Here is a 12,240-nt window from a genome sequence, read left to right on the forward strand (position 1 = left end):
CAGCCAAGCGGCTGCCGTCGGGCCTGGTGATGCCTCAGGCCGGCTTGGCGGTGTTCGCGCGGCGCGATGCGGCGGCGCTGGCAGCCTTGGTGGCCACGGCAGCGGCGGCGTTGAAGTTCGACTCGGCGATCTCGACGGCCTGCTTGGTGGCCTTCTGGACCGTTTCGTAGGTCGTGTTGGCGGCGTTGATGGCCGACTTCAGCGCGGCGACAGCCGTTTCCGAACCGGCCGGGGCGTTCTTCGCGACGTTGTCGACGAGCGCCTGGACCTTGCGGTTCTGCTCTTCATATTGCGATTCGGCAACCTTGGCGAATTCGGCCTGGGTCGACGAAGCGATGTCGTACAGGTGACGGCCGTAGGCGAGGGCCTTTTCGGCGAGCGGCTGGGCAAAGCTGGCCTGCAGGGCGAGCAGTTCCTGCGCATCCTTCACCGACAGCGCGCGCTGCACGTTTTCCTGGCTTTCCGCGAGCGTCGACTTCACGACTTGCACGTTCAGTTCGATCAGCTTCTCGACGCTTTCGAATGCCTTGCTGGTGAGACCGAACAGGCTCTCGAGGTGGGCTTTCTGGGCGGCGGCGATTTGCTCCGGGGTCAGCAGGGACATGGTCTGGCTCCTGATTGACGAACGCCGGTCTGACGGCGGTCGTGTGAGTTAAGTGAGTGAGTGGCTCAACTTCAAGGCACGAACGGTATGCGATGTCTGGCGCAATGCGTTGGTGCATCGCAACAACGGTTCCCATTTTAGGGCGTCCGAAGCGGATGTCAAGCGCTTTTTGTGCAATGCACAATGACATCATTTTTAAGGAAAAACAATGGCTTGGATCATTCCGACTGGAATCGGTTTCCTTGCCGCGACTGTCACGCCGGCGTCATCAATGCCTTGTGCATATGCACCATATGGGGACATGTCGGAAGGGGATGATCGCCTGGTTTGCGCGGGTTTACCGCGGTGAAATCACGTAAACCGAATCGGACCGTGGAACGTTTGTCATGCATTCCGGTCGAAAAACGCCGTTCGCGCGCGACGCTCATCTGCCTCGGGCGAGTTGCGCCGCCGGCATTTTTTTTCGCTTCGCAGGTCGTTTTACTGGTTTTTCCCGCTGCGATTCGTCGCGACGGCGCCGTTATCCCGCTTATCCAGCCGATGCCGGACCGCGAGGTAGCGTCATCGAATTTTTCGATGGAAACGGGAGGGTGATTGCCCTGAGGCAATCCACTCTTACAATCCGGTTTAACGAAAACCGGTAAGTGCCTCAAATTGCTTATTTTTTCAGGTTTTACTACACTTGCGGAAACCTCCCGCCGCTTTGTCCAGACCCCAATGAAAGCCTCCTTATTCTCGCCGTTGAAGATGATGCACGGCGCGGCACTCGGCACCGCGGTGTCCGTCGCCGTGTCGGTGCTCGTCGCGTCGGCCGCCGTCGTGCCCGCCGATGCCCTGGCCGCGACCGCCAAGACCACCCAGTCCTCAAAGAAGGCCGCCAAGGCCGTCGCCAGCGCGAAGGGCAAGAAGCGCGCCGTCGTCGCGGAAAAGAAAGCCGCCAAGGTGGCCGCCGAGGCGCCGCGCAAGGGCCGCAAGCGTGTGACGCTGGCCGCCGTGCCGGGCCGTCATCACGGCGCCGTGCGGCGCGTGGCGTTCCAGCCGCGCCAGCCTTCGGTCGGCCAGGCCTTCGGCCTGCACGACACGCCCGATGCGCTCGCGCTGCGTTCCAGCGTCGCCTACGTGGTCGACCAGAACAGCTCGGAACCGCTGTTCGACAAGAACTCGCGCGCGGTGGTGCCGATCGCCTCGATCTCCAAGCTGATGACCGCGATGGTCGTGCTCGATTCGAAGGCCTCACTCGACGAGCAGATCACCGTCACCGACGAGGATCGCGATTACGAGAAGGGCACCGGCTCGCGACTGTCCGTGGGGTCGGTCCTGTCGCGGGAAGACATGCTGCACATCGCGTTGATGGCATCGGAGAACCGCGCGGCGGCGGCGTTGTCGCGCTACTACCCGGGCGGGCGCCCGGCGTTCATCGCGGCGATGAACGCGAAGGCGAAATCGCTGGGCATGACCGACACGCACTTCGAGAACTCGACGGGTCTGACGAGTCTGAACGTGTCAAGCGCGCGCGATCTGGTCAAGATGATCGACGCGGCCTACCAGTACCCGCTGATCCGCCGTTTCTCGACCGATCGCACCTACACGGTGTTCACCGGCAAGCGCTCGCTGGTCTACAACAGCACCAATGCGCTGGTGCGCAATCCGTCCTGGGACATCGGCCTGCAGAAGACCGGCTTCATCAACGAGGCGGGCGAGTGCCTGGTGATGCAGACCACCATCCATGGCCGCCCGATCGTGATGGTGCTGCTCGATTCCTTCGGCAAGTATTCGCGCGTGGCCGACGCGTCGCGCGTGCGCAACTGGCTAGACGCCGGCGGCGGCGAGCGCCTGACCGCGGCGAACACGGGCGCGGGCGGTACGTGATCGCCGCTTGTCGGCCCGCATCGGGGCCGGCTGCGCTTCATAACAAAAAGCCCCGCGAATGCGGGGCTTTTTGCATGGGTGCCGCGATCCGCTCGTCAGATCGACTTGGCGAGCGCCGCGCCGTCGAGCTCCTTCGGCGGTCGGTAGCCGAGCGCCTCGGAGATGGTCAGCGCGGTATGGCTGATCTGGCCGAGCCAGGCATCCTGCAGTCGGTCGGCCGGCGCCGACAGCGACAGGCCCGCCACCAGCTTGCCCGAATCGTCGTAGATGCCGGCGGCGATGCAGCGCACGCCCAGTTCGAGCTCCTCGTTGTCGCGCGCGCAGGCCTGCTGGCGCACGATCGACAACTCGCGCTCGAGCTTGCCGAGGTCGGTGATGCTGTTTTGGGTATGGCCGGCGAGGCCGGTGCGCGTGGCATAGGCCCGCACGCGGGTGGTTTCGTCTGCGGCCAGGAACAGCTTGCCGACCGAGGTCAGGTGCAGCGGCGCGCGGCCGCCGATCGCGCGCACCACCTGCATGCCCGAGCGCTCCGAATAGGCCCGCTCGATATAGACGATCTCGTCGCCCTGGCGCACCGACAGGTTCACGGTCTGCCCGGTCAGCCGGTGCAGCTCGCGCATCGGCATCAGCGCCGCGTCGCGCACCGACAGGCGCGCCTTCACCAGATTGCCGAGTTCGAGCAGGCGCATGCCGAGGCGGTAGGTGCCCGGGTCGGATCGGTCGACCAGGCGACAGGTCACCATGTCGTTGAGGATGCGGTGCGCGGTGGACGGATGCAGTTCCGTGCTCTGCGCGAGCTCCTTCAGGCTGACCGGGTCGGTGTGGTCGGCCAGCGCGTCGAGCAGCCGCATCATGCGTTCGATCACCTGGATCGACGTCTTCGGGTCCGGAGTCGGAGTGCTCATCGTGAAAAATCAGTTGACCTGTCAAACGGTGAGGAGCCGATTGTATCTCGTAATGTGAAAAAAGCGAACGCTGTTCGAGGAGTGCTTCGGATCGGTTCGATGCGCGCCGTTTCGTCGATCGCGGCGTCGCGGCGTTGGTCTTGCGCGGCAAAGCGCGGATAATGAGCGGCGTTTTCTCGAAGGAGCGGCCATGCGAGTCGGATTGTTCGTCACCTGCCTCATCGACCTGATGCGGCCTGAAATCGGTTTTTCCGCGCTGAAACTGATCCGCGATGCCGGTTTCGAGGTGGACGTGCCGCCCGCGCAGACCTGCTGCGGGCAACCCGCCTACAACTCCGGCGAGCGCCGCCTCGCGCGGGACCTGGCGGAAAAGACCCTGCGCGAGTTCGAGCAGTTCGACTACGTGGTGGTGCCGTCGGGCTCCTGCGGCGGCATGATCCGCGCCCATTACGGCGACCTGTTCCGCGACGATCCCGAACTGATGGCGCGCTACGGGCGCTTGCGCGAGCGCGTGTATGAACTGACCGATTTCCTCGTCAAGGTCGCGAAGGTCGAGCTGCCGCGCGGCGAGTTCAGCGGCCCCGTCACTTATCACGATTCCTGCTCGGGCCTGCGCGAGCTCGGCGTGAAGGCGCAGCCGCGGGCCTTGCTCGCGCAGCGCGGCGTCGAGGTCCAGGAGATGAAGGACTGCGAGCATTGCTGCGGCTTCGGCGGCACCTTCGCGCTCAAGTACGGCGCGATCTCGACGGCGATCGTCGACGAGAAATGCGCCAACGTGCAGGCCAGCGGCACGCGCACCGTGGTGCTCGGCGATCTCGGCTGCATCCTCAACATCGAGGGGCGCCTGCGCCGCACCGGCGACAAGGACACGCGCGTGCTGCACGTCGCGCAGGTCCTCGCCGGCGATCTCTGAACCTGCCGTTTCCCGACCAGCCGCCAGCCGATCCAGCCAGCCATGCAAGTTCAATCGATGCAGTTCAAGGCGCGCGCGGGCCAGAAGCTCGCCGACCAGCGCCTGCAGCAGAACCTCAAGAAGCTGTCGACCAAGTTCGTCTCGGCGCGCGCCGAGGCTGTCACGCAGATCGATTTCGCGGCCACGCGCGCCGCGCTGAAGGCGCGCCGCAACCGCGCGCTGGAGAACCTCGACGTCTGGCTCGAGGCCTTCGAGCGCGAGGCCACGCGGCGCGGAACCGCGGTGCTGTTCGCCGAGTCGATGGCCGACGCGGCCAGGCTGGTGGCCGAGATCGCCAGGCGGCACGAGGTCAGGAAGGTCATCAAGACCAAGTCGATGGTCTCGGAGGAGATGCGCATCAATGCCGTGCTCGCCGAGATCGGCGTGCAGTCGATCGAGACCGACCTGGGCGAATACATCCTGCAGATCAACGACAACGAGGCGCCGAGCCACATCATCGCGCCCGTGGTCCACAAGGACAAGGACGAGATTGCCGACCTGTTCGCGCGTACCCACGGGCGCGAGCGCCTGACCGAGATCCCGGCCATGACGCGCGAGGCGCGCGAGGTGCTGCGGCCGCACTTCCTCGGCGCCGACATGGGGCTGACGGGCGGCAACTTCGTGGTGGCCGAGACGGGATCGGTGGTGCTGGTGACCAACGAGGGCAACGAGGGCATGTGCACGGTGATGCCGCGCGTGCACGTGGCCGTGACCGGGATCGAGAAGGTGCTGCCGACGCTCGAGGACCTGGCCACCGCGATGCGGCTGCTGCCGCGCTCGGCCACCGGCCAGAAGACCTCGAACTATTTCTCACTGCTCACGGGGCCGCGCGCGGCCGGTGAGAAAGACGGCCCCGAGCACAACTACGTGGTGCTGGTCGACGGCGGGCGCACCGGGCTGATCGGCGGCGAGTTCCAGGAGATGCTGCGCTGCATCCGCTGCGGCGCCTGCATGAACCATTGCCCGGTCTACCAGAAGGTCGGCGGCCATGCCTATGGCTGGGTCTATCCGGGGCCGATGGGCTCGGTGCTCACGCCGAGCTACGTCGGGCTCGAGCGCTCGCTCGACCTGCCGCAGGCCGCCACCTTATGCGGCGAATGTGACAGCGTCTGCCCGGTCGGCATTCCCTTGTCGGGACTGCTGCGCACGCTGCGCGAGAAGCAGGTGGAGCGGGGGCTGCGGCCCTGGCGCGAGCGCCTGGCGCTGGCCGCCTGGGGTTTCGCCGTGCGTCGACCGACGTTGTACGGGCTCGCGACCAAGCTGATGGTGCGGATCCTGGAGCGCGTCGGCGGCGAACGCAAGTCGGGCGGCGGGATTCGCAAGCTGCCGCTGGCGGCCGGCTGGACCGATACGCGCGACCTGCCGACGCCGACCGGGCGCACCTTCCGCGAACTCTACGCGGCCTCGAAGACCCATCTCGGCTGATGGCTTCTGCCATGGTAGGCGAGTTACGTGGAGCCAGGGCGACACCTTGATCCCGTACAGTGAACGCTCGAACAAATTGGCGACTGTTCGCCGCACGACAACAGAGCGTTCGCTATTTGATGGTTTATCTCAATAGGTGCGGTCTATAGAATGGCGCCTGTAGTGTCGAGCAATGGATTCGACATGCAGTCACCGGAGGTCGCATCATGAGAAAGACAATATCGATGTACTGGCCGCTCGCGATCGTCGTACCGCTTGCCGCCGTCGCGTACCTGTACGCGTCGAACGCCGCGCGCCCCAGCGAACCGCAGCCGATCGGGCAGGTTTCCGCGGAGTTGGCGCGCACCGTGTCGTTCGGACTGGTTGGCGATTCGCCCGAAGCCGCCTCGGCCGCGCCGCTGGCCGCCACCAAGGCGCTGTGATGCCGCGCCGGCCGGCCACGGGAATCGAAGCGCGCCTGTATAATGGCGCGCTTTCTGTTTTCGCGGCCGTTCGCCGCCGTCCGGCCGCACGATGAAACGCGCTTCGATCTGCTTCGTCTGCCTCGGCAACATCTGCCGCTCCCCGACCGCAGAGGGCGTGATGCGCGAGCAGGTCGGCGCGGCGGGCCTGGATCACGTGATCGAGATCGATTCCGCCGGAACGGGCGATTGGCATGTCGGCGAGGCGCCCGATGCGCGTGCCCAGCAGGCAGCGCGCGGCCGTGGCTACGATCTGTCGGCGCTGCGGGCGCGTCAGGTCGCCAGCGGCGACTTCGAGCGTTTCGACCTGCTGCTCGCGATGGACGAGGCGAATCTCGCCGAGTTGCGTCGCCGTTGCCCGGCCGAGCATCGACACAAGGTCCGTCTGCTGATGGACTTCGCGACCGGTGCCGGTCAACGCGAAGTGGCGGACCCTTATTTCGGCGGCGCGCAAGGCTTCGAGCAAGTGCTCGATCAATGCGAGCGCGCCTGTGCCGGCTTGCTCGCGACGCTGCGCGAGCGACTCGGCAACTGAACCCAAGGCCGCTGCGGCACTTCTGTAGCGTTCACTGAATCTCCCTCCCCGGGACAGGGATACTTGACTAAAACTGTCAGATATTTATACTTGACCAAAATCGTCAAGATTGCTGTCCCCTACGACTATGAGACTCACCACGAAAGGCCGTTTCGCCGTCACGGCGATGATTGACTTGGCACTGCGCCAGGAGCAGGGGCCGGTGACGCTTGCAGGCATCAGCCAGCGCCAGCGCATCTCGCTCTCGTACCTGGAGCAGTTGTTCGGAAAGCTGCGCCGGCACGAGATCGTCGAATCGGTCCGCGGGCCGGGGGGCGGCTACAACCTCGCGCGCCGTGCGGCCGACGTCACGGTCGCCGACATCATCATCGCGGTCGACGAACCGCTCGATGCCACGCAATGCGGCGGCAAAGGTACCTGCGAAGGCACCAAGCAGCCCGATGGACATTGCATGACCCACGAGCTCTGGTCGACGCTCAACCAGAAAATGGTCGAATACCTCGATTCGGTCTCGCTGCAGGATCTCGTCGATCAGCAGCGTGCCCGCGAGGGTGCGCCCGCCGTGCTGCGCGACCGCCGCGCGCCGGAACCGGCCGCGCCCGTCGAGCCGGTGCGGGCGATGCCGCTCGGGCCGAATTCGGTCTTCAACATCGCGACCAGTTCCTGAGGCGCGACGCTGCCGTACCCGATAAAACCGCACCTACATAACAGATTGTCCCTGCACTGAATGAATACCCGGAGCGACAGATGAACAACGATACTCCTCACCTGCCCATCTATATGGACTACAGCGCGACGACGCCCGTCGATCCGCGCGTGGTCGACAAGATGGTGCCGTATCTGCGCGAGCAGTTCGGCAATCCGGCGTCGCGCAGCCACGCGTACGGCTGGGATGCGGAGCGGGCGGTGGAAGAGGCGCGCGAGCAGGTGGCGGCGCTCGTGAACGCGGATCCGCGCGAAATCATCTGGACCTCGGGCGCGACCGAATCGGACAACCTCGCGATCAAGGGCGCGGCGCATTTCTACCAGGGCAAGGGCAAGCACATCATCACGGTGAAGACCGAGCACAAGGCCGTGCTCGACACTTGCCGCGAACTCGAGCGCGAAGGCTTCGAGGTGACCTACCTGGACGTCAAGGACGACGGCCTGATCGACCTCGAGGTGTTCAAGACCGCGCTGCGCCCGGACACGATCCTGGTGTCGGTGATGCACGTGAACAACGAGATCGGCGTGGTCCAGGACATCGAGACCATCGGCGAGATCTGCCGCGCCAAGGGCATCGTGTTCCACGTCGACGCCGCGCAGTCCACCGGCAAGGTCGGCATCGACCTCGCGAAGCTGAAGGTCGACCTGATGTCGTTCTCGGCGCACAAGACCTACGGCCCGAAGGGCATCGGCGCGCTCTACGTGCGCCGCAAGCCGCGCGTGCGGATCGAGGCGCAGATGCACGGCGGCGGCCACGAGCGCGGCATGCGCTCGGGCACGCTGGCGACGCACCAGATCGTCGGCATGGGCGAGGCCTTCCGCATCGCCCGCGAGGAAATGGCGGTCGAGAACGAGCGCGTGCGCGCGCTGCGCGACAAGCTGCTGCGCGGCCTGTCGCAGATCGAGGAAACCTATGTGAACGGCGACATGGAGCACCGTGTCCCGCACAACCTGAACATCAGCTTCAACTTCGTCGAAGGCGAGTCGCTGATCATGGCGATCAAGGATGTCGCCGTGTCGTCGGGCTCGGCCTGCACCTCGGCCTCGCTGGAACCGTCCTACGTGCTGCGCGCGCTGGGCCGCAACGACGAACTCGCGCACAGCTCGATCCGCTTCACGGTCGGCCGCTTCACCACCGAGGCCGATGTCGACTACGTGATCAACCTGTTGCAGGGCAAGATCGCCAAGCTGCGCGACCTGTCGCCGCTCTGGGAAATGCACAAGGACGGGATCGATCTGTCGACGATCGAGTGGGCCGCACACTGAACGAAGGTTGCGCGGCCCGGTGCCGCGCGCACGCAACGTATCAAGGAGTCGAATCATGTCTTACAGCAACAAGGTTCTGGATCACTACGAAAACCCGCGCAACGTCGGTTCCTTCTCGAAGGATGACGACGCGGTCGGCACGGGCATGGTCGGCGCGCCGGCCTGCGGCGACGTGATGAAGCTGCAGATCCGTGTCGGTTCGGACGGCGTGATCGAAGACGCGAAGTTCAAGACCTACGGCTGCGGCTCGGCGATCGCCTCGAGCTCGCTGGTCACCGAGTGGGTGAAGGGCAAGACGCTGGACCAGGCGCTGGCCATCAAGAACACGCAGATCGCCGAGGAACTGGCGCTGCCGCCGGTGAAGATCCACTGCTCGATTCTCGCGGAAGACGCGATCAAGGCGGCGGTGGCCGATTACCGCAAGCGTCACGACGCGACCGCGGAAGACGGCCAGGCCGCGTAAGCGGCGGCGCGGGATGGACGCCCGCACCTGAACGCAGTGCGCCGCGAGAAGGACGAGCGGCGAGGTTTATCGAGGCACGACGTCCGCGCGCGGCGCGGGCGACCAGGAACATCATGGCAATCACACTGACCGAAAAAGCAGCGCAACACGTGCAGAAGTACCTGACGCGACGCGGCAAGGGGCTGGGCCTGCGGCTCGGCGTGCGTACCACCGGCTGCTCGGGCCTGGCCTACAAGCTCGAGTATGTCGACGACGTGGCGACCGAGGATCAGGTGTTCGAGAGCCATGGCGTGAAGGTGGTGGTCGATCCGAAGAGCCTCGCCTATATCGACGGTACCGAGCTCGACTTCGCGCGCGAGGGCTTGAACGAAGGCTTCAAGTTCAACAACCCGAACGTCAAGGACGAGTGCGGCTGCGGCGAGTCGTTCCGCGTCTGAGGACGCACCGCGCGCAGCGGGCCACAGGCGGCATTGGCCGCCTTTTTCTTGTGCGGACCGCTTCCACCTGCACCATCGACCACCAGGCCTTGGGCATCACGCGATGATTTCGCTGAAAGACAGCTATTTCGAACTCTTTCACCTGCCGACGCAGTTCGCGCTCGACGCCGGTGCGCTCGACGCCGCGTATCGCGCGGTGCAGTCCGAGGTGCATCCGGATCGCTTCGCGGCGGCCGGGGACGCGCAAAAGCGCATCGCGATGCAATGGGCCACGCGCGCCAACGAGGCTTACCAGACGCTGCGCGATCCGCTGAAGCGCGCGATCTACCTGCTGTCGCTGCGCGAGATCGAGGTCGGCGCGGAGAACAACACGGCGATGGAGCCGGCCTTCCTGATGCAGCAGATGGAATGGCGCGAGGCGATCGAGGATGCGGCCGGCGCGAGGAATGTCGACGCGCTCGACGCGCTGCTCGGCGAATTGCGCGAGGAAAAGCGCGCGCGGCTCGACAAGCTCGCGGCCCTGCTCGACAGCGGCTCGAACCAGGGCGCGGCCGAGGCCGTGCGCCAATTGATGTTCATCGAGCGGGTGGCCGCCGAAGTGACGACGCAGATCGAGCGTCTCGAAGATTAACCGAGCGGGGCCGCGCTCGGGCGCGGCGCGCGAAGCAAGCGGGGCTGTGCCCCTCACCGAATACAGCGATGGCTTTACTGCAAATCTCCGAACCCGGCATGGCGCCCGCGCCGCATCAGCGGCGCCTGGCAGTCGGCATCGATCTCGGCACGACGAATTCGCTCGTCGCGTCGGTGCGCAACAGCGTGGCCGAGGTGCTGCCCGACGACGAAGGCCGCGCGCTGCTGCCTTCCGTGGTCCGCTACCTCGAGAAGGGCGGGCGCCGCATCGGTTATGCGGCCAAGGAAGCCGCGGCCAGCGATCCGCGCAACACGATCGTCTCGGTCAAGCGTTTCATGGGCCGCGGCAAGGCCGAGGTCGAACACGCGGCCAACGCGCCCTACGACTTCGTCGACGCGCCGGGCATGGTGCAGATCCGCACCGTCGACGGCGTGAAGAGTCCCGTCGAGGTCTCGGCCGAGATTCTCGCCACGTTGCGCCAGCGCGCCGAGGACACGCTCGGTGATGACCTAGTGGGCGCCGTGATCACCGTGCCGGCCTATTTCGACGACGCGCAACGCCAGGCCACCAAGGACGCGGCGCGGCTGGCCGGCCTGAACGTGCTGCGCCTGCTCAACGAACCGACCGCGGCCGCGATCGCCTACGGGCTCGACAACGGCGCGGAAGGCCTCTATGCCGTCTACGACCTGGGCGGCGGCACCTTCGACCTGTCGATCCTGAAACTGACCAAGGGCGTATTCGAGGTCCTCGCGGCGGGCGGCGATTCCGCGCTCGGCGGCGACGATTTCGACCACGCGCTGTTCGCGCATGTGCTCGCCGCGGCGGGTATCGAGCGCGCCGCGCTGTCGGCCGAGGACGTGCGGGCGTTGCTCGACCGTTCGCGTGCCGTGAAGGAAGCGCTGAGCGACGCGCCCGAGGCGGCCTTCGAGATGACGCTGTCGACCGGCGCGACGATCGCCCAGATGATTTCCGCCGAGACCTTCGCCGGGCTGGTCGAGCCGCTGGTCGCGCGCACGCTCGCGCCGACCCGCAAGGCACTGCGCGACGCGCAGGTCACGCCGGCCGAGATCAAGGGCGTGGTGCTGGTGGGCGGCGCGACGCGCATGCCGGTGATCCGCGCGGCCGTCGAGCGTTTCTTCGGCCAGCCGCCGCTGATCAATCTCGATCCGGACCAGGTGGTCGCGCTCGGCGCGGCCGTGCAGGCCGACCTGCTGGCCGGCAACCGCGCCAACGGCGACGACTGGCTGCTGCTCGACGTGATCCCGCTGTCGCTCGGCGTCGAGACCATGGGTGGCCTGGTCGAGAAGATCATTCCGCGCAACTCGACCATCCCGGTGGCACGCGCGCAGGAATTCACCACCTTCAAGGACGGCCAGACCGCGATGGCGATCCACGTGGTGCAGGGCGAACGCGAACTGGTGGCCGATTGCCGTTCGCTGGCGCGCTTCGAGCTGCGTGGCATTCCGCCGATGTCGGCCGGCGCGGCGCGGATCCGCGTGACCTACCAGGTCGACGCCGACGGCCTGCTGTCGGTGTTCGCGCGCGAGCAGCATTCGGGCGTGGAGGCCTCGGTGGTGGTGAAGCCGTCCTACGGCCTGGCCGACGACGACATCGCGAAGATGCTGGAAGACAGCTTCAAGACCGCCGACATCGACATGCGCGCGCGCGCGCTGCGCGAGGCGCAGGTCGAGGCGCAACGCATCGCCGAGGCGACCGAGGCGGCGCTCGCGGTGGACGCGGACCTGCTCGACGCCGAGGAGCGCGCGGCGATCGACGCGCTGATCACCAAGCTGCGCGCGCTGGCGGGCGGCGAGGACACCGACGCGATCGACGCGGCGACCAAGGCACTGGCCGAGGGCACCGACGAATTCGCGGCACGGCGGATGGACAAGAACATCCGTCGCGCGCTCGCGGGCCGCAAGCTCGACGAGATCTGAAACAACGGCATCGCGCCGGCGTGCGCGATGCGAAGCGGCGCGGCGCGCCA

The 12,240-nt window shown here is 66.2% G+C and carries 14 protein-coding genes; 12 read left to right on the top strand and 2 right to left on the bottom strand.

Annotated elements, in window-relative coordinates:
* Positions 1–34: 34 nt before the first annotated feature.
* Complete coding sequence (locus FB600_RS26525; protein ID WP_025099860.1) at positions 35–604, bottom strand: phasin family protein; 570 nt, start codon at positions 602–604, stop codon at positions 35–37.
* Between the two features lie 372 nt (positions 605–976).
* On the opposite strand from FB600_RS26525, the gene FB600_RS26530 reads away from it, so the two are divergent.
* Together FB600_RS26530 and pbpG are read left to right on the top strand one after the other, a co-directional pair.
* A complete protein-coding gene (locus tag FB600_RS26530) occupies positions 977–1,198 on the top strand; it encodes a hypothetical protein (RefSeq protein ID WP_145757652.1) in 222 nt (73 codons plus the stop codon).
* A gap of 123 nt (positions 1,199–1,321) precedes the next feature.
* Positions 1,322–2,473, top strand: coding sequence for a D-alanyl-D-alanine endopeptidase (pbpG, locus tag FB600_RS26535; RefSeq protein WP_124076452.1), 1,152 nt, complete (start codon positions 1,322–1,324; stop codon positions 2,471–2,473).
* Positions 2,474–2,568: 95 nt separating this feature from the next.
* Here the strand turns inward: pbpG and FB600_RS26540 are convergent, their stop codons facing one another.
* A complete protein-coding gene (locus FB600_RS26540) occupies positions 2,569–3,378 on the bottom strand; it encodes an IclR family transcriptional regulator (RefSeq protein WP_013698742.1) in 810 nt (269 codons plus the stop codon).
* A 190-nt stretch (positions 3,379–3,568) separates the two neighbouring features.
* Here FB600_RS26540 and FB600_RS26545 point away from each other — a divergent pair, with 190 nt between their 5' ends.
* The 10 genes from FB600_RS26545 to hscA all read left to right on the top strand — a co-directional run bounded on the left by FB600_RS26545 (position 3,569) and on the right by hscA (position 12,190).
* The gene (locus FB600_RS26545) at positions 3,569–4,291 is read left to right on the top strand and encodes a (Fe-S)-binding protein (protein WP_025099862.1); all 723 of its coding nucleotides are present in this window, start codon (positions 3,569–3,571) and stop codon (positions 4,289–4,291) included.
* Positions 4,292–4,333: 42 nt separating this feature from the next.
* Positions 4,334–5,755, top strand: coding sequence for a lactate utilization protein B (locus FB600_RS26550; RefSeq protein ID WP_145757653.1), 1,422 nt, complete (start codon positions 4,334–4,336; stop codon positions 5,753–5,755).
* 206 nt (positions 5,756–5,961) lie between these two features.
* Entirely contained in the window at positions 5,962–6,177 is a 216-nt protein-coding gene (locus FB600_RS26555) for a hypothetical protein (RefSeq protein WP_013698739.1), read from the top strand.
* A gap of 91 nt (positions 6,178–6,268) precedes the next feature.
* A complete protein-coding gene (locus FB600_RS26560; protein WP_036050021.1) occupies positions 6,269–6,751 on the top strand; it encodes a low molecular weight protein-tyrosine-phosphatase in 483 nt (160 codons plus the stop codon).
* Between the two features lie 127 nt (positions 6,752–6,878).
* Positions 6,879–7,418, top strand: coding sequence for a Fe-S cluster assembly transcriptional regulator IscR (gene iscR, locus FB600_RS26565; RefSeq protein WP_025099865.1), 540 nt, complete (start codon positions 6,879–6,881; stop codon positions 7,416–7,418).
* 80 nt (positions 7,419–7,498) lie between these two features.
* Positions 7,499–8,722 (top strand): IscS subfamily cysteine desulfurase, encoded by a 1,224-nt coding sequence (locus FB600_RS26570; RefSeq protein ID WP_145757654.1) that lies wholly within the window; start codon positions 7,499–7,501, stop codon positions 8,720–8,722.
* A gap of 55 nt (positions 8,723–8,777) precedes the next feature.
* Positions 8,778–9,185, top strand: a complete 408-nt coding sequence (gene iscU / locus FB600_RS26575) for a Fe-S cluster assembly scaffold IscU (RefSeq protein ID WP_013698735.1) — start codon at positions 8,778–8,780, stop codon at positions 9,183–9,185.
* 113 nt (positions 9,186–9,298) lie between these two features.
* The gene (iscA, locus tag FB600_RS26580) at positions 9,299–9,622 is read left to right on the top strand and encodes an iron-sulfur cluster assembly protein IscA (protein WP_013698734.1); all 324 of its coding nucleotides are present in this window, start codon (positions 9,299–9,301) and stop codon (positions 9,620–9,622) included.
* Positions 9,623–9,725: 103 nt separating this feature from the next.
* Positions 9,726–10,253: a Fe-S protein assembly co-chaperone HscB gene (hscB, locus tag FB600_RS26585; protein ID WP_013698733.1), complete on the top strand. Its 528-nt coding sequence runs from the start codon at positions 9,726–9,728 to the stop codon at positions 10,251–10,253.
* A 68-nt stretch (positions 10,254–10,321) separates the two neighbouring features.
* Positions 10,322–12,190, top strand: a complete 1,869-nt coding sequence (hscA, locus tag FB600_RS26590; protein ID WP_096748494.1) for a Fe-S protein assembly chaperone HscA — start codon at positions 10,322–10,324, stop codon at positions 12,188–12,190.
* The last annotated feature ends 50 nt before the right edge of the window (positions 12,191–12,240 follow it).

The organism is Burkholderia sp. SJZ089, from assembly GCF_007828315.1.
Classification (GTDB): Bacteria; Pseudomonadota; Gammaproteobacteria; order Burkholderiales; family Burkholderiaceae; genus Burkholderia; species Burkholderia gladioli.

Excerpts from the sequence above, each read along its gene's own strand:
- FB600_RS26525 (WP_025099860.1), bottom strand. The coding sequence starts at position 604 with ATGTCCCTGCTGACCCCGGAGCAAATCGCCGCCGCCCAGAAAGCCCAC.
- pbpG (WP_124076452.1), top strand. The coding sequence starts at position 1,322 with ATGAAAGCCTCCTTATTCTCGCCGTTGAAGATGATGCACGGCGCGGCA.
- FB600_RS26540 (WP_013698742.1), bottom strand. The coding sequence starts at position 3,378 with ATGAGCACTCCGACTCCGGACCCGAAGACGTCGATCCAGGTGATCGAA.
- FB600_RS26545 (WP_025099862.1), top strand. The coding sequence starts at position 3,569 with ATGCGAGTCGGATTGTTCGTCACCTGCCTCATCGACCTGATGCGGCCT.
- FB600_RS26550 (WP_145757653.1), top strand. The coding sequence starts at position 4,334 with ATGCAAGTTCAATCGATGCAGTTCAAGGCGCGCGCGGGCCAGAAGCTC.
- FB600_RS26555 (WP_013698739.1), top strand. The coding sequence starts at position 5,962 with ATGAGAAAGACAATATCGATGTACTGGCCGCTCGCGATCGTCGTACCG.
- FB600_RS26560 (WP_036050021.1), top strand. The coding sequence starts at position 6,269 with ATGAAACGCGCTTCGATCTGCTTCGTCTGCCTCGGCAACATCTGCCGC.
- iscR (WP_025099865.1), top strand. The coding sequence starts at position 6,879 with ATGAGACTCACCACGAAAGGCCGTTTCGCCGTCACGGCGATGATTGAC.
- FB600_RS26570 (WP_145757654.1), top strand. The coding sequence starts at position 7,499 with ATGAACAACGATACTCCTCACCTGCCCATCTATATGGACTACAGCGCG.
- iscU (WP_013698735.1), top strand. The coding sequence starts at position 8,778 with ATGTCTTACAGCAACAAGGTTCTGGATCACTACGAAAACCCGCGCAAC.
- iscA (WP_013698734.1), top strand. The coding sequence starts at position 9,299 with ATGGCAATCACACTGACCGAAAAAGCAGCGCAACACGTGCAGAAGTAC.
- hscB (WP_013698733.1), top strand. The coding sequence starts at position 9,726 with ATGATTTCGCTGAAAGACAGCTATTTCGAACTCTTTCACCTGCCGACG.
- hscA (WP_096748494.1), top strand. The coding sequence starts at position 10,322 with ATGGCTTTACTGCAAATCTCCGAACCCGGCATGGCGCCCGCGCCGCAT.